This window comes from Arthrobacter livingstonensis, assembly GCF_003219815.1.
In the GTDB taxonomy this organism is placed as follows: domain Bacteria; phylum Actinomycetota; class Actinomycetes; order Actinomycetales; family Micrococcaceae; genus Specibacter; species Specibacter livingstonensis.
Genome location: NZ_QJVD01000013.1, coordinates 1 through 15,912, shown reverse-complemented (window position 1 = coordinate 15,912; position 15,912 = coordinate 1). Strand labels below are relative to the sequence as shown.

Below are 15,912 nucleotides of genomic sequence, written 5' to 3'. Positions count from 1 at the left end.
GGGTGGGTGAACACGCGGGCGCTGACGGCGCGGACATTGTGGGGCGGGCAACGGAATTGGGCACCCTTGGTCAATTTCTGGCCAGCGCGGCTGCAGGCACGGCCGGCACCCTCGTGGTTTCCGGGGATGCCGGTGTCGGGAAAACCGCCTTGGTGCAGCACGCCTGCAATGCCCCCGGCCCCGCGGCCTGGATCTTCGCCGGCGCCTGCCTGCCGCTGGCGTCGATGACGGTCCCGTTCCTTGCACTGCGATCGGCCTTCCGCGCCGCTCCCCGCTTCGAGGGCGATGCCCGCCCGATGCTACCCAAAGCCGGCGAACCGCCAAACGATGTGCCCGTCGCGATTGACATCTGGCTTGAAGAACTCTGCCAGCGCCGGCCGGTGGTGATGGTCATTGACGACCTGCAGTGGGCTGACCAAAGCACCTTGGATGTGCTGATGTATCTCATCGCCGGCCCGCCCAAACGGCGTCTGGCCATCATCGCCACCCTGCGCACCGGCGAGGTTGCCGAAGACCACCCGCTGCAGCGCTGGTTGGCCGACATCAGGCGCCTGCCCCGCATCGACTGGCTGGGATTGGAACCCTTGGACCGCCTGGACACCGAGGCCCAGGTGACCCACCTCCTGGGCGCTCCCCCGCACCAGTCGCTGCTGCAGGAAATCTTCGCCCACACTGCCGGAAACGCGTACCTCAACCAACTGGTAGTGGCAGGCCTGGAACCCGCGGCACGCCATTTGCCGGTCGAACTGCCCGCCGACCTGAAGGGTGCGGTCCTGCGCTCCTGGCGCAGCCTGTCCGCCGCATCGCAGCGGCTCACACAGCTCATGGCAGTGGGTGGCCGCCCTCTGCGGCCGGAGGACCTCGGCGCCGTCGCACGGCCGGACGGCAGGCCAGAGGACATCCTGGCACTCCTGCACGAGGCGGCCGACGCGGGTATCGTGGAGTGCAGCCAGGAAGGATCACACTGGTGGTTTCACCATCCGCTGATCGCCGAGGTCCTCGAGCAGCGGTTGGACGCTGAAGTGCGGATGCGGTGGCATGGCGCATTTGCCGCCCACGGGGAGAACCGGCTGGACGACCAGGAAGCCCCGGACTTTGAGTCGCTGGCGGCACTGGCAGACCACCATTTCACATCGGGCCACACTGCCGACGCCTACCGCTGGGCCCTGCGTGCCTCCGCCGCCGCGGGGCACGCAGGCGGGGCAGCCGAGATGCTGCGCCTGCTTCAACGTGCAGTGGCCCTGCGCCGCAGCCTTCCGGACGCGGCGGAGAGCGAGCAGGAGTTGTGGTCCAGGCTGCGGGCCGCAGCAGAGGAGACAGGCTCCATGGAAGAAGAACTGGAGGCGGTGGAGGCGCTGTTGGCGGGGACCGACGTCAGCGCCAGGCCACTGGACGCAGCCGAACTGCTGGTGCGGCGGGCGCACCTGCGCTTTTCCACGGGGCGTTCCTTCCTGGACATTGGCGAGATGCGCGATGCAGTCCGGCTCGCCGACGTCGAGCCGCAAAGCTGGCAGTACGCACTTGCGTTGGCCGAACTCGCGCATGTCGAGCTGTGGAACGACGAAGCCGGGGCGGAAAGCCACGCCGCGCAGGCGCTGAACGTTGCCCGCACGGCGGGCCATCCCCGCGCACTGTCCTATGCACTGACGGCGAGCGCGATGTCCGCCTTGGTCAGGGGGTCGGGACGGGAGGGCCGGGCCTTTGCCGCCGAGGCCATTTCTGCCGCGGCGCAGGCCCGTGAATTCTGGGCACTTGTCCATGCCACGATGTGGCTTGGCAACTCCACCGAGACGTGGGCCAGCCAGGCTTTTGCCGATCTCATGCGCGCAGGGAGGCAGCAATTGGGGCGGCTTGGTGCACCGCACGTGTACATCGCCAAAATGGCCGCCTCGGAGGCTGAGAGCTACCTCGCCGTCGGCCTCTGGCGGGAATGCAGGCAGGCACTGCGCGTGGCGCTCGGTTCGGACCCCGGCACGATGGGCGACGTCGCCGCCCGCCTGACGGCTGCCCGGCTTGCAGCCTGGCAGGGCCGGCTGGGGGAGGCCGAGGCGCACCTTGCGCGCGCCGAGGAATTGTACGCACAGAATTCCGCGTTCCTCAACCTTGACTTCGATGCCATCCGCTCCGAGGTTTGTCTGGCAGTCGGACGGCCCGAGGCGGCCTACACCGCGGCCATGTCCGGGGCGACCGGGGAGGGCCTCTCCCCCACGATGTGCGAATGGCTCGTTCCTGTTGCCGCCCGTTCCCTCGCGGACCTGATTCAGCTGGCCAAGGACGCTGGGCGCCCCACCGTCGAGCTGACAACCCTCACCGACGAGCTGGTGCAACGGTTCCCGGCCACGCTGCGGGACATGGGCGAAGCGACCGAGCTGTACACCTTGCAGCTGGCGGCGCTCGACCTGATGTATGCCGCCGAGGTGGGCCGGGCCCGCGACCGTGCAGGCAACGCGCAGGACTGGATCCGGGCCGCAGATGCCTGCCATGAGGCAACCCTACGCTGGGAGGAGGCCTACTGCTGTTGGCGGGCCGCGGAGTCACTGCTGTTGCATGGCCATACGCAGCGCGGACTGGCTGTCTCCTTTCTGCGCCGCGGGCTCGCCCTTGCCGAAGAACTCCAGGCCGGGCCGATCCGGGATCACTTGCGCGAACTTGCTGCGCGCGCCCGGATCACGGTTGTCCTTCCAGTCGCCGGCGAACCGGCGGCGCCACATGCCGCACTGCCCGGGCTCACCCCGCGGGAGCGTGAGATCCTCGAATATGTCATCGCCGGACGCACCTACGCGGAGATTGCCGCATCCCTGGTGATCAGCGAGAAGACCGTGAGCTCGCATATCTCCAACCTTCTGCGGAAGACAGGCACCTCGAACCGCCTTGACCTTTCACGGCTCGCTACCCGGCCGGCCGCCTCATAGCCGCCGTGTCAGGGAGACCGACAGGGCCGGCGGTGCCGCAAGTGTCTGAAAGACCACGCAGTACCGCTCGGTCAGACGAATCAATGCAGCCATCTTTTCCCCGTCGGCGTCGGAGACCAGATCAAAGCGCAGCCTGATCTCACGGAAGCCGACCGGAACCGATTTCTCGACCGCGAGCGTGCCTCGGAAATCCAGGTCGCCTTCAGCATGCACCGTGCCCGAGACATCGATGCCCAGCGATGACGCAACCGCGCCCAGCGTCACCCCTGCGCAAGCAACGAGAGCCTGCAACAGCATGTCCCCGGAACATATCGACAGGCCGTCGCCACCGGTTCCCGGGTGCAGGCCTGCTTCCACCATCGCATGCCCCGTCTGCACCGAACAGGACACACCGGTGCCGAGGTCACCGTCCGCCCGCAGGGTCACCAGCGCGGCGGCTGGATCGGCCATGTAGCGCTGCTTCAGCGGTTCCTGGAGTGTCCGCAAATCGTTCATGGCCATCGCCTCAATTTCTCCTCGTTCGCTTGACCTGCCGCGGTGCAACAATGAAAAGGTCCAGGGCTACCCGGCCGCCCGGTCCCACAGCCCCTGGTCCAATGCAAAAAGGGTGGCGGAAACCCGGTTACCCGCACCGATCTTCAGATAAATGTGCTCCACATGATTGCGTGCGGTTTTCGGGGAAATGACCAGGGCTGAGGCTATTTCACGATTGTTCATCCCGTGGCACAGGAGCCCGAGCACCTCCGCCTCCCGTTCGGTCAACCCCTTCGGCCAGACCCGCCGCCGTCGCTCCTTTTGGCCCGCGGCCACCAGGACGGCATCGACTGCCCGTTCCTCCAGCCGGCCGGCCCCGACCTCCGCACGAAGCCGTTGTCCGGCAGCCTGCGGCGACATTTCCGGACGGTGCGGGCGCGGTTCCAGGGACGTTTGGTAGGCATCCGCGGCCGCCAGGATCCGCTGGCTGGGGTCCAGGTCCGCACCCCCTCGCCCGCGCGGGTAGCCGGATCCGTCCAGGCGCTCGTGATGTGCCCCGGCAACCTCGGCCACACGCCCCATGCCGGGCACACGGCCCAGAATCCTTTCCCCGAAAAACGGGTACATCTGGATCCGTTCCAAGTCCATGGACGACAGTGGGGATTTCTTGTCCCACACACCGTTGGAGACGCCCATCCGGCCAAGGTCGTGGACCCAGCCGGCGCGCCGGAGCACCTCTATCTCCGCGGCCTTCAACCCGTACTCAGCCGCCGTTTCAGCCGCGAGCGTGGCCACGGCCCTGGAATGCCCCGCTGTGTAAGGGGACTTCAGATCGGCAAAATCGCCGACGGCCGCGAGCACAGTATCCAGTTCCTCCCCCGCCAACGCGCGGTTGTCCGGGGCCTGCGCCAGCGCTGCGGGCCACGGATCGATGTCCAGCAGCGATTCCGTCAGTTCACCGGCGTACTTGCAGAAGAGGTCGGCGAGTTCCGGATCAAATTGCGTGCCCCGGCGATTCCTGACGGTAGCCACGGCCGCGTCGAGTCCGCGGGTCCGCAGGAAGACCTCGGCCACGTCTGCCAGTTGCGCAATGCGCATCTCCAGGGGGATTTCGACGCCGGACCTGCCTTCCGGGAGCCCCTTGCCGTCCCAGCGTTCGAAGGTGTGGCTCAGGATTGCGGGCATGCCCGCATCCAGGCCGACCCTGTATGCCAGGTGGCCGGCCGAGGTGCAATGGGACCGGATCAAGGCCCGGACCGCAGTGGCCGCCGTGGCCGCAAACAGCGACCGACGGGCGGTGCGCTTCAGGGGCGGCAGGCCTGAGCCCGCATGGCGCAGCATGAGCGAAAGCATCGGCAGTCCGCGGGCATCGACCATGTAGTAGTCGGCCCGGAAACCAATGTCATCGCCGAAGAGCGCAGCCAGTTCGAAAGAGTCCGCGTGGCAGCCAATCCAGGCCAGCAGGTTTGCGTAGTAGATTCTCCCCCTGGCCGCCGGGTCGACGCCGGCCCGGTCCGCGATGCGCAGCCCCAACAACGTGGCCCGCAACATGTGCTCCATGGGCTGTCCGAGTCCCAGGTCGATGGCCAGGGACAGTGCCGCCAGAATTTCGGTCCGGTGCGGGGCGCCCGCATGACCCACCGGGACCGGTCCTGCGGCGCCAAGCGCGTCGGGAGGCCGGCCCGCACTCGCTGAACCCGACGTAGCTTCCGTCACAGCTTCCAGTATACGGCGGGACAGTCGCCGGTAGGCGGCGGGCCGCGGCTGCTTGGCTGGCATGGCGCGGATCAGCCGGCTACGGACTCGCGGGTGTTCAGTGGATCAAGCAAGGCCTGACGCAGGGTCTCGCTAAGGCCGGGCGGGACGTCCACGTCGACAACGAGCGCCTGCAACGCCCGGCTGAGGTAGTTGCGGGCCGCGGCTGCGAGCGCGATGTCGACAATCTCCCTGTCGCTGAAGCCGGCCCCGCGCAGGAGCAGGGTGTCGGCGTCGGTCATGGCAGCGGAATCTGAACTGAGCTTTTGGGCGAAGTCCATCATGGCGACTTCAGCTTCGGAAAGCCCGGCATCGTGGTAGTCCCTTGCGATCCGGACCAGTTCCCCTTCGTCAAAGAATCTCTTTGCCTTGCTCCCGTGTGCCAGTCGGCAATGCCTGGATCCGATGCCAAGGGCCGCGGCGAGGGTCACGAGTTCGAAGCGGCGCATGTCCATCGATCCGGCGATGGCTCCCTGCAAGGCCCGCCACGCGGCAAATGCTTCGGGATTCAAGCTCAGGACCTTGGTGTGGCTTGGTACGTAGCCCAGTGCGTCCCGGTCCTGCGCGTAGATCTCGGCAGTCTTTCCGGTGGCCTGGGTCTCGGGAATGGTTTCGACGATGCCCATGATGGTCTTCCCCTTCTCAATGGAAACCTTGTAGGTGGGATGAAAGCTCGTGCGGGCTAGTAGCTGAAGGTCACGGCCGGGTCCTCGCCGATCCACTCCCACAGTTGGACGGTGCCGCCCGCTTCGGCATTGGCCATGAAGCCGGAGCGATCGATCTTGCGTGCCTCCAGGCAAATGGGACAGACCAGGTATCGGCCGCCGGCTTTTTCATACCGTTCCAGAAGTGCGGGCAGTGGCGGGCACCCATCGCAGGCCACAACGTGCGCGAACCCCTCAAGCACCAGCCGAACCGCCTCCTTAGTCAGGAACATCCTGGTTTCCCTGCCCTTTTCCGCGGCCCCCACGGCCACCAGAAACGCGACGGTGACACGCTCAGGATCTTCCAGCCCGGTTGTCAGGCTGATCACTGCCTTGTTCAGTTGCTTGTTCATGATGTCCTCGTTTCCGAATTGCTTTCCGCCGGCTGGGCTGCACCGTTGCCTGCCGCCGCGGTGGAGGGGAATGCCACACCAAGGTCGGCGACGAAGAGGCCCCGTTGCGGAAGCCAGAAATCGCGCAGGTGTTCCTGTTGTGGAAGGCGGCCGGGACGGCCGGCAACGGCGCCGTCAATGGTGGCCGAAGCAGACCGGACAATCCACACTCGCCGTGGCTGCGCCCGGAACGTTTGGCCGTTGGGGACCGTGCCGGAGAATCTCAGCTTCCCGGCGTCGAGTACCGGGCCGGCCATCATTCCCATTCCGCGAAGCACGGGACCGCTGCCCCAGAGCCGTTCGGGCATCCGCGCGACCATTGCCCCGACGGCCCTGGTGGCCGATGACTGCGCCAGCTCAAACCGCCATTCCAGAACCCCTGGCACAGTGACGGCGGCGGTATACGGGCCTTTCCAAGACTCGGTGACGCCGGCGACCCGTGCGGCGATGAGGGCGGAGCCGAAGTAACGTGCGCAGCTCAGCTCCGGCGGTGCGTCGGCGTAGATCGTCCATTGGCCGTCCGGCCTGCGCAGCCAGACGGACCGGTACCCCGGGCCGATTGAGCTGGCGGGAAAATGCCGGAATGCAAGGTAGTGTCCGGAGCTGAACGGCATGCCCATGAGGGCGTAGCCCGCGAAACGTTCTGCCATGCCGGCGGTCAAGACCGCGCCGGAGACTGCCGCCTCGACATATTCCTGGGGTGTCCGCGTAACCATTTCGATCTCCTTCTCCGCTGTTAGGGAGATCCTATGGCCGCAAGGGTGTGCGGCACATGGGGCACTTGCCCCATCTTCGGCGTTCCGTTTTCGCCAGGCCCTTGGCCCGCGGCGGTTCGCACCGCGGCGGGCGTCGGGCACACTACGGCCGGGCGGTCAGCCCGGGATCAGGACCGTCGCGGCAACGGTGTCAGGGCCGGCCGATCGCCGGCCAAGTCGCTGCCGCTGTGGTTTTGAGAGCCGCCGCGGCGCCGTTCAGCCCGCGTCTTCGGCGGAAATGGCCTGCGCGACGGCGGCCAGTGACGCCGCCACGTCGTCGTCGTCCGTGGCCCAGTTGCTTACCGAGATCCGCAGGACGTCCCTGTCGGCCCAGCGCGAGCCAGACATCCAGGTCGTGCCGTCGGCGATGATCCGTGCGGTGATGCGCCGGGTCCGCTCGTCGGAGCCAAAGCTCACGCACACCTGCGTGAAGACCACGTCGTTGAGCACTTCGACGCCGGGCATGCGCGCCAATCCTTCCGCAAAGGCCTGCGCGTGGGCAACCAGTCCGTCGACGAGGGCCGCGACGCCGGAGCGGCCGAGCGAGCGCAGTGCGGCCCACACCGGCACGCCGCGGGCGCGGCGGGAAAACTCCGGCACTTTCTCGAACGGGTCGCCGGGGCCGCGGTCGTCGTTCACGAGGTAGCTGGTGTGCACGCCAAAAACCGAGCGCACCACCTCGGGCCGCGAGACAATGGCCACGCCGCAGTCGTAGGGCACATTGAGCGTCTTGTGTGCATCCGTGGCCCACGAGTCACAGTCCTCGAGCCCGGAGAGCTGGTGGCGGTGCGTCGGACTCGCGGCGGCCCACAGCCCAAAGGCGCCGTCAACATGAACCCAGGCCCCGTGCCGGTGGGCAATTTCGGCCGATTCGGCCATGGGGTCCGACGCGCCGGAATGCAGGTTGCCGGCCTGGAGGCAGACGATCGCCGGGCCGCGGCCGGCCTCCAGCGCCTCGGCGAGCGCACCAGGGACCAAGCGTCCCTGCTCGTCGACGGCCACTTCGGTTGGCCTGCCGAGCCCGAGGTACTTCAGCGCGAGGTCCACGGATGCATGGCGCTCCCCGCCAACAAAGACCCTCACCTTGGGCGCGCCCGTCAGGCCGTCGGCGGCGAGATCCCAGCCTGCTACGTCGAGTACATGCGCCCTGGCCGCGGCAAGTCCGACGAAGTTGGACCCTGTGGCTCCGGTGGTGAATCCGACGTCGGCCCCGGCCGGCAGTCCCAACAGATCCAGAAGCCAGCTGCCGGCGGCCTCCTCCGCAGCCGCGGTGGCCGGCGTTGCGTAGCGCATGGCAGCGTTCTGGTCCCAGGCGCTGACGAGCCAGTCCGCCGCCATCGCGGCAGGCAGCGTGCCACCAATGACCCAGCCAAAGAATCGGCCCGAGGGCATCGCCATCAGTCCGGGATCCGCCAGGCGCGCCAATTCGTCGACAACTGAGGCGGCATCCAATGGCCGCTCCTGCAGGGGCGCCGAGAACTTGGCCAGGAGCGCATCGGCGTCCACCTTGGGCCCGACCGGACGGCTCGGAAGGGACTCGAGCCAGGCGCTTGCATGCCCATGTGCACTGTCCAGGGCGGCGCGGTATTCCCCTGCCTGGCTGTGGGTTTTCATGACCTCGATGCCTCCAAATGCGGTAAGGATGGAAGAAACGCTGTTTTGCCGGTGGATCCTCACCGTACTCCCCCGGTGGAGTCCCGGCCAGAAGTGTCCCGAACAGGGCCAGGGGCATCACGGCGGCCACCATGCCTCAGGCCCGCAGCACGGCTTACAACGGGACTCGCAGGCTGGCCGCGGTGTGGTTCAGCCCCGCAGCACCGGGAAAAAGTCCGCCACGGCTTCCACCGCTGTGAGGTCCTGCGTGGTCCGGCCCAGGACAAAAATGGCCCGCTTGCGCCGGTTCGGCACCACGTGCCCGCCGCCCACCACGGTATACAGGGTCACCGGGGGGCAGCCCGCCTGCGTGTACCGCCGGGCGCGGACCGAGGTTCGGCCGCTTTCGGGCCGGTGCGGCAGGACGGCCCCCGAGGGAGCATCGGTGATCCCGTTCCGAGCAGCAAAATACTGTGCCGTCTCCGGCGCGGACGGCCCCGGGTTGCGGGCCCACCGGCCCCAAAACCTGCCTTCGCCGCGGTAGGGCACCACCCGGTCGCGGGTGCCGTGGATCAGCAGCACGGGCAGCGGGAGTGCCTTATCCGCAAAGGCCAACCCGCCCGGCCGGGGCAGGGTGGCACTGACGATGGCGGCGCCGTCGAGCCTGTCAGGGATCTCGTGGATCAGCCGGATCACCATCTGCCCGCCGTTGGAGTAGCCGGCCGCAATCACCGGGACCGGTCCATACAGCGCGTGAAAGTGGTCAGCCAGCGCCGCCATGAACGCGACGTCATCCACGGTATGGGCGTCCCTGGCAGCATGGTTCCACGCCTTTTTCAGGCCGTCCGGGTACACCACGGCCACGCGGCCGCCAGCCGCGAGGTAGTCAAAGCTGCGCCCGCTAAAGGCCCGCACCTTCAGCCCAGTCTGGCTCGAACCGTGCAGCACCAACAGCACCGCCGACGGCGCGGCGGGTTCATTTCCGTGGCCAGCCGTCGCCGTGGCCATCGAAAACGTGCGGGTGCGCCCGCCCACCGTGATCCTCTGGCTGCTGGTCCCGGTGCCCGGACCGACCTGGGCCCTCATCGCCACCTACTTCGCCCGGGCGCTGCCGGAAGGATCCGACAGCGGCGGTGCCGCGGCGGTTGGATTGGGGACAATCTCTTCCTTGATGAGCTTTTCCAGCTGCGCCTGCAGGTACCGTTGGCCCGCTGCCGTGGGGTGCACGCCGTCGGGACCCACCAGCTCGGCCACCTCGCCGATGAACCAGCCCTGTTCGATCGGGTCCACGAACAGGGCGCCCGCTCCGGAGGCGGCCTTTCGGATCGCATCCCTGACGGCGAGCCGTGCGGCCTCCGGCTGGGTCGTGTACGCAGGGGGCCCAACTGCCAGTACGACGGCGTGGGGAGACTTGGCCTTGACCGCCCCAAAGGCTGCCGTTGCCGCGGCGCCGATGTCCGCCGTCGAATTCCCCATGTCGTTCTCGGACCCAAAGAACACCACGAGTTCGGTATCGGAGGTGACGGCCTGCTCCACCTGCTTGCCGAAAGTTGAATTATTGGAACCTACCTGCACATAGCCGCTGCCGTTTTGGGAGGCGTTGACGACGTCGAAACTGTCCTCGGGGTCAAGGGGGGCGGCACTTAGCAGGCTGGGCCAGGCGTCCTCCACCGAGGACCCCATCCCGGTGCTGAGCGAATCGCCAACCACCACCACCTTGTGCACCTGTTTGTCTGCCTGGGACGCGGAAGAAGAGGCGGTGGAAGCGGCGCCGGGGGTGGCGGCCGGGACACCATGGCAGGCGGACAGCACCAGCATGGCCACAACGGCCAGCATCCCGAGGATCGTCCCGCCACCAATTTTGCGGCCGCCATCCGCCAAGCGATTCACCTGCCCTGCCCGCTATCTCTCCGTCAGCACGTCGGAACGCACCCAAAACCTGCCAGACGGCTGTTCGGAATCCAGCGTACGCGGACGACCTTGGCGTTTGCCATGGAAATCCGGCGCACCCGGCTGCGGCGCGCGGCATGCCGCCGCAGGCTGGCCCCGCCGCTTCGTCCCGCACGAATGGACCCGCCACGAATTTGGCCTTGCGCCGGAGTGCCCTGACACCCGCGCCTGCAGGTGGGTTAGGGTGGCTGCATGCGACGGCTTCGGGATGAGGCGGGCGGGCACCCCGGTGCACCACCCTCTCCGGGGATACCCCGGGGGACGAAGACTGGCCTCCAGCAAGCGCCTCGGGCGCGGCTCTGCGCTCCGCGCAGCAGCGCGCCCGAACAGACTGACAGGTCATCCATGAAGCCGTCGCACCCATGAATCCTGCACACATGGCCCCGCCGCACCCGCCGCCCACATCGTCGGCGCCCACGCCCGGTGCGGCCGTGCTGGCCCGCACCACCCGGCCGACTCCGGACGTGCTTGCCGCAGCCCTGTCCCACGCTTTCCTCGCGGCCGGGGAGTGGTCCAAACCGGCCCTGACCGCCGCCGGGGCTGGCGTTTTGGGGGCACGACGGCGTTGGCTGGGGCCGCTGGCCGCCCACGTTCTCGCCAGCTACCACCGATGCCCGGCCGACGCACCGCGTGAGCTGGCCGCCGTCGTTCTTGAATGCGGGGCCTTCGGGGAAGCCGTTGAAAAGGCCGCCAGGCAACGCAGGCCAATCACGCTGGTGCATTACGCAGCGTCGCCTGCCACGGCCCGTGAGGCCAAGGTCCCCCGGCTGGATACGCTGGCCGAGCTGGTGGATGCCCTTGGCCTGACCGTCGGCGAGCTGGAGTGGTTTGCCGACCCCAGGCACTGGAACCGCACTGCCAGGAGCACGCGGCTGCAGCACTACCGCTATCAGTGGAGGAGCCGGCCCGGGCGGGTGCCGAGGCTGCTGGAGATTCCACATCCGCGGCTGCGTGCGCTCCAACGAAAGGTCCTGCGGGAACTGCTCGCGCCGATCCCGCTTCATGATTGCGCCCACGGTTTTGTGCCCGGCCGCAGTGCCGTGAGCGGGGCCGCACTGCATACCGGCTCCGAGATGGTGGTCAACCTGGACCTTGCCGCGTTCTTTGCCCATGTCACCCCGGGCAAGGTGTTTGGCGTGCTCCGGCAGGCCGGGTTCACCGAGTCGGTGGCCCAGCGGCTGACCGGCCTGTGCACGCACGCGGTGCCCGTGGGCGTCATCGCCGAGATGCCGCCCGGCGGCGACCCCGCGGACCGCTTTGCCCTGCGCAGGGCCCTTGCCACGTCCCACTTGCCGCAGGGCGGTTTATGCGCAGCTGCGCATAAACCGCCCTATGAGCAGTGCTGGGTTATGTGCAGTGCTGGTGCGTCAGCGTTGGTGGGGGTGGTGGCGCGGTTCAGACACTGCTCATAATGTTCGGTTGTCGGGTTAGAGGTTGTCGAGCCAGGTGAGCAGTTCTGGGTTCTGGTTCCATTCGGGTAGGTCGGTGGTGACGATTTCGCTGTAGGCCGCTTCGAGTGCTTTGCGTTTGGCCTCGATCGAGACACGCGCGTAAATCTCGGTTGTCGAGAGGTCGGCGTGGCCGAGTATGTCGCGAATATATGGCAGGGGAACACCGGCGTCGTAGAGGTGGGTGGCCTTGCTGTGGCGAAGGATATGCGGACTGAGGCGGGCTTTGGTGAGCTCTGGGTTATCTGTTCGCCTCTGGTATTTGTGAAGGATCCATGTGATTCCGCCGCGGCTGAGTTTGAACTGGTGTTGGTTGAAAAAGAGGGGTTGCTGGTCATGGCCTGCACTGTTGAGGTGGTGTTCGGCGAGGTACGCTGCCAGCAGCGCCACCGTGTTGCCGGTCAGCGGGACATGGCGGGTTTTGCGGCCCTTGCCAGTCAGTGTGACCATGGCAGGGGCGTCCAGGCGGATGTCGCCGACGCTCAGATCGGCGAGTTCCTGGACTCTGGCTGCAGTGTCATACAACGTGGCCAGCAGTGTCGCGTCGCGCCTGCCCTGCCGGGTGGACCGGTCGGGCAACGCCAGCAGTCCTCGGGTTTGCTCGACGGTCAGGTGAGCCACAGCGGGCTGGTCCTTTTTCTTGGCGGGGATGGCGAGGATGTCCTGGCAGCAGGCCATGCGGGTCGGGTCTTGTGTTTGCATCCAGGTGAAAAACGAGTCGATGGCCGCCCGGCGCTGGTTGCGGGTAGAGGTGCTGTTTCCCCGGCTGGTTTCGAGCCAGTCAAGGAACCCGGTGATGGCACGGGCATCGATCTGCTCGAGGGTCAGCTTCTCTGGCGGAATGGATCGCTGGTCGCGGAGGTAGCAGATCAGCAGTTTGAACGTGTCCCGGTAGGAGAGGATCGTGTTGGTCGAGTAGCCGCGTATTCCTGCCAGGTAGTCGGTGAGGAAACGGCGCAGATAGATCGCGAAGTCAGTGGCCATGGCCCTGCTCCTCCGTGATAGGTGGGACCACGTCGCCGATGGCCTGCTGCACCCGGGCGGTGATGTCCGGGTAGGACTCGGCGGTCAGGGTCAGGTAGTAGGCGGTGTCGGCTATGGAGGAATGACCCATGTAGGTTTGCAGAACCGGCAGCAATGCCGCGACGTCCTGGCCTTGGGCGAACCATGCCCGAAGATTGTTCACCGCAAAAACGTGCCGCAGGTCATGGACTCGAGGGCCGTGGCCCAGCCCGCGGTGAGGGATGCGGGCCTGCCACAGAAACCGGCGAAAGTTGTGGTAAACGTTGACGAGCGTGAGCGGGCGCCCTGAGTGGCCGGGAAAGAACCATTCACCTTCCCAGGCTGGGTGCGCCGAGGCCCGGTCGTGGTAGTCGGCGAGTCTGACGCGCAGCGCCTCGGAGACCGGCACCTGCCGGTCTTTGCCGCCTTTCGCATCACGGATTTGCAACACGCCCGTAGTCAACTCGACGTCTTCGACGCGTAGCAGGCGGGCTTCGGAACAGCGCAGGCCGCAGGCGTAGATGGTGCGGAACAGCACCGGCATGATGAGGTGGCGCAGCGGAACCTGCGAACAGTAATGGCACCGGTCTGTTTGTGTGAAAAAAGCTGCCAGCTCCGTGTCGGTGTAAATATACGGGACGTAGCGGGTGGGTTGGGGCAGCATGCCGGCGGGCAACACGTACGCTGTGGTGCCGTGGCTGTTCAGCCAGCGGGCCAGTTCACGGATGGGTGCGGCCAGGCTCTGCACCGTGGAGGGCTTGACACCGCGCCGCCGGGCGGCGGCGATCCATGCCTGCACGGATTCTTCGCTCACCGTCTCCAGCCCGGGAAACTCGGTTCGAGAAAATATCTCGAACCGGGCCAGCGTATGCGCCTCGGCGAGGTATTTGTAGCCAACGGCACGCTTCTGGCCCACCAGGGCCGCCATCGCCTCGGTTAGTGTGCTGCCGACGTTCATGGTGTCACCGCCCTAACCGGTACGTCCGGGTCAAGGGCACACTGCGTCAAGAGTTTCAGCGAGGATTTCAAATACACACCGGTCGATGCAACCGACTGGTGACCGAGAATCTCAGCAATCGCCTCGATGGGTGTGCCCTCTTCCAGAAGCCGGGTGGCCAGGGTATGTCGCAGTGAGTGCATTCCATGGCGTTGTTTCTCCCCAAGCGGCACATGCGCCACCCGGGCGTGTTTGATCAGGATCTGATACAGATGATCCTGATCGGAAAACGGCACTATCGGGGCTGTGTGCCGCACGAACACCTGCGGGCAATCCGTGATGGGCCGGCCGGAGCGAATGTACGCGATCAATGCCCAGCCGACGTCCTTGAGCAGAGGCAGCGTCACCCTGCGGCCGGTCTTGGCTTGCACCACCGAGATGCTGTTTCCCGGCCAGTCAAGATCCTTGAACTCAAGTCTCTTCACGTCGATGCCACGCAGCCCCAGACGAGTGATGAGCAAGATGATTGCATAATCCCGCTTGCCGCAGGGGTTGTCCCGGTCGATCGCCTCCAAGATTTTCCTCACATCCCCCGGATCCCACACCGAGGGAACCCTGGCCCCTTTGACTGACTTGGCAGCGGGAACTGCCTCCAGCACCGCCGAACCGACCAGTCCGGCGCCTTGGGCGAAGCGAAGAAAGGACCGCACCGCGCAGAGCTTGTGCTCCACGGTCTTGGCTTGATATCCGGCCAGTGTGGCCACGAACGCGTCAACCAACATGCCATCCAGAGAAGCCAGGGCGCCCCGCGTGCCAATGAATCCGCAGAACTCGACGGCCACCGTCGCATAGGCACGCACCGTCGATACAGCGCAACCACGAGCCTGCAGCCACTGTTGGAACCGGGCAACGACATCGGCGTCACCGGCCGACAGTTTGCTCACGGTGCGGGAATAGCGGCGCAGCACCGCCCCGTGCACCGAGAAATCATCGAGCATCTGCGCGACCCGGAACAAGTACACCTCCGTCTCCTTGAGCGTGCCAGCCTGTTCCTTCATGAAAAAGCCCCCGCAGCTCTCATCGACCCAGGCCATCGCCGTCTCCAGCGAGAATTCCTGCTCCCCGCGGGACACGAAAAATCGTTCCAGCCGGCCCCAGTTGCCCCGATACCACTTCATCGTTGAATCCTTGTAGCCCAGACGAACCAGCTCGGCATCCAGGCCAGAAACCAGTTCCGATACGGCAACCATCACAGCACCTCCAATGACGAAGGCCCGGCACGGTGCCGGGCCCGCATAACCAGAATCCACCAGGATTATGAGCAGTGACTGTGGAGAGCCACCACCCCCACCAACGCTGACGCACCAGCACTGCACATAACCCAGCACTGCTCATAGGGCGCGCCCACCTCGCCCATGCTGGCCAACCTGACGCTGCGCCGACTGGATTCGCGGCTCTCCGGCTGGGCCGGCGCGTTCGACGCCGTGTACACCCGTTATGCAGACGACCTTGCCTTCAGCGGGAGTGCTGAACTGGCCCGTCGCGCGGATGCCTTTGTGCGCGGCGCGGCCCGGATTGTGGCGGACGAGGGCCATGCGCTGAACGGCTTGAAGACAAGGATTCACCCGGCCGGGGTGCGGCAGAGCGTGACCGGCGTGGTGGTCAACGAGCGGACGAATATCACCCGATCAGAGTTCGACCTTTTGAAGGCGGTGCTGCGCAACTGCGCCGTCCACGGACCCGAGAGCCAAAATCGGGAGGGGCACCCTGATTTCCGGGCGCAGCTGCTGGGGCGCATCACGTGGGTTGCGTGTGTCCACCCTCCCCGTGGGGCCAGGCTCCGGGCAGATTTCGGCCGGATCAGCTGGTAGGACCCGTTTCACTGTCCATCTGGTGTCGTGATTCCCACCTGTTTTTGGTGTTGTTTCCTCCACAGGGGGTTCTGTTCTAGAGGTATTCCACATTACCGAATATAGCTCCGAGAATGTCA

14 protein-coding genes are annotated in these 15,912 nt (G+C 66.5%); 3 read left to right on the top strand and 11 right to left on the bottom strand.

What is annotated here, in order from left to right; translation table 11 throughout:
• Nucleotides 1–2: 2 nt before the first annotated feature.
• Entirely contained in the window at nt 3–2,912 is a 2,910-nt protein-coding gene (locus tag CVV68_RS24620) for a helix-turn-helix transcriptional regulator (protein ID WP_110501401.1), read from the top strand.
• On the opposite strand, the gene CVV68_RS12785 is transcribed toward CVV68_RS24620, so the two are convergent.
• The 8 genes from CVV68_RS12785 to CVV68_RS12750 all read right to left on the bottom strand — a co-directional run bounded on the left by CVV68_RS12785 (nt 2,907) and on the right by CVV68_RS12750 (nt 10,421).
• Entirely contained in the window at nt 2,907–3,407 is a 501-nt protein-coding gene (locus tag CVV68_RS12785; RefSeq protein WP_245933515.1) for an OsmC family protein, read from the bottom strand. The two genes, CVV68_RS24620 and CVV68_RS12785, sit on opposite strands and share 6 nt — an antisense overlap.
• A 66-nt stretch (nt 3,408–3,473) precedes the next feature.
• The gene (locus CVV68_RS24615; protein WP_281268289.1) at nt 3,474–5,102 is read right to left on the bottom strand and encodes an HD domain-containing phosphohydrolase; all 1,629 of its coding nucleotides are present in this window, start codon (nt 5,100–5,102) and stop codon (nt 3,474–3,476) included.
• 71 nt (nt 5,103–5,173) lie between these two features.
• A complete protein-coding gene (locus CVV68_RS12775) occupies nt 5,174–5,767 on the bottom strand; it encodes a carboxymuconolactone decarboxylase family protein (protein ID WP_110501398.1) in 594 nt (197 codons plus the stop codon).
• A 56-nt stretch (nt 5,768–5,823) separates the two neighbouring features.
• A complete protein-coding gene (locus tag CVV68_RS12770) occupies nt 5,824–6,198 on the bottom strand; it encodes a DsrE family protein (protein WP_110501397.1) in 375 nt (124 codons plus the stop codon).
• Entirely contained in the window at nt 6,195–6,953 is a 759-nt protein-coding gene (locus tag CVV68_RS12765) for a hypothetical protein (protein ID WP_211320829.1), read from the bottom strand. The genes CVV68_RS12770 and CVV68_RS12765 overlap by 4 nt, the downstream gene beginning before the upstream one ends.
• Before the next feature lie 255 nt (nt 6,954–7,208).
• Nucleotides 7,209–8,606 carry a pyridoxal phosphate-dependent decarboxylase family protein gene (locus CVV68_RS12760; RefSeq protein ID WP_110501396.1) on the bottom strand — a complete coding sequence of 466 codons (1,398 nt, stop codon included), beginning with the start codon at nt 8,604–8,606 and terminating at the stop codon, nt 7,209–7,211.
• A gap of 189 nt (nt 8,607–8,795) precedes the next feature.
• A complete protein-coding gene (locus CVV68_RS12755; protein WP_110501395.1) occupies nt 8,796–9,671 on the bottom strand; it encodes a CE1 family esterase in 876 nt (291 codons plus the stop codon).
• A gap of 6 nt (nt 9,672–9,677) precedes the next feature.
• Entirely contained in the window at nt 9,678–10,421 is a 744-nt protein-coding gene (locus tag CVV68_RS12750) for an SGNH/GDSL hydrolase family protein (protein WP_211320828.1), read from the bottom strand.
• Between the two features lie 491 nt (nt 10,422–10,912).
• Here CVV68_RS12750 and CVV68_RS23885 point away from each other — a divergent pair, with 491 nt between their 5' ends.
• Nucleotides 10,913–11,947: an RNA-dependent RNA polymerase family protein gene (locus tag CVV68_RS23885; RefSeq protein ID WP_110501393.1), complete on the top strand. Its 1,035-nt coding sequence runs from the start codon at nt 10,913–10,915 to the stop codon at nt 11,945–11,947.
• Nucleotides 11,948–11,962: 15 nt separating this feature from the next.
• On the opposite strand, the gene CVV68_RS12740 is transcribed toward CVV68_RS23885, so the two are convergent.
• From CVV68_RS12740 to CVV68_RS12730, 3 genes are read right to left on the bottom strand one after another with little or no spacing between them, the layout of a single operon-like run.
• Nucleotides 11,963–12,967, bottom strand: coding sequence for a tyrosine-type recombinase/integrase (locus tag CVV68_RS12740; RefSeq protein ID WP_110501392.1), 1,005 nt, complete (start codon nt 12,965–12,967; stop codon nt 11,963–11,965).
• Nucleotides 12,957–13,913 (bottom strand): tyrosine-type recombinase/integrase, encoded by a 957-nt coding sequence (locus tag CVV68_RS12735; RefSeq protein WP_211320827.1) that lies wholly within the window; start codon nt 13,911–13,913, stop codon nt 12,957–12,959. Before CVV68_RS12735 ends, CVV68_RS12740 begins: the two co-directional genes overlap by 11 nt.
• A gap of 26 nt (nt 13,914–13,939) precedes the next feature.
• Nucleotides 13,940–15,172, bottom strand: a complete 1,233-nt coding sequence (locus CVV68_RS12730) for a site-specific integrase (RefSeq protein ID WP_211320826.1) — start codon at nt 15,170–15,172, stop codon at nt 13,940–13,942.
• Nucleotides 15,173–15,337: 165 nt separating this feature from the next.
• Here CVV68_RS12730 and CVV68_RS12725 point away from each other — a divergent pair, with 165 nt between their 5' ends.
• A complete protein-coding gene (locus CVV68_RS12725; protein ID WP_110501390.1) occupies nt 15,338–15,793 on the top strand; it encodes an RNA-dependent RNA polymerase family protein in 456 nt (151 codons plus the stop codon).
• Nucleotides 15,794–15,912 lie beyond the last annotated feature (119 nt).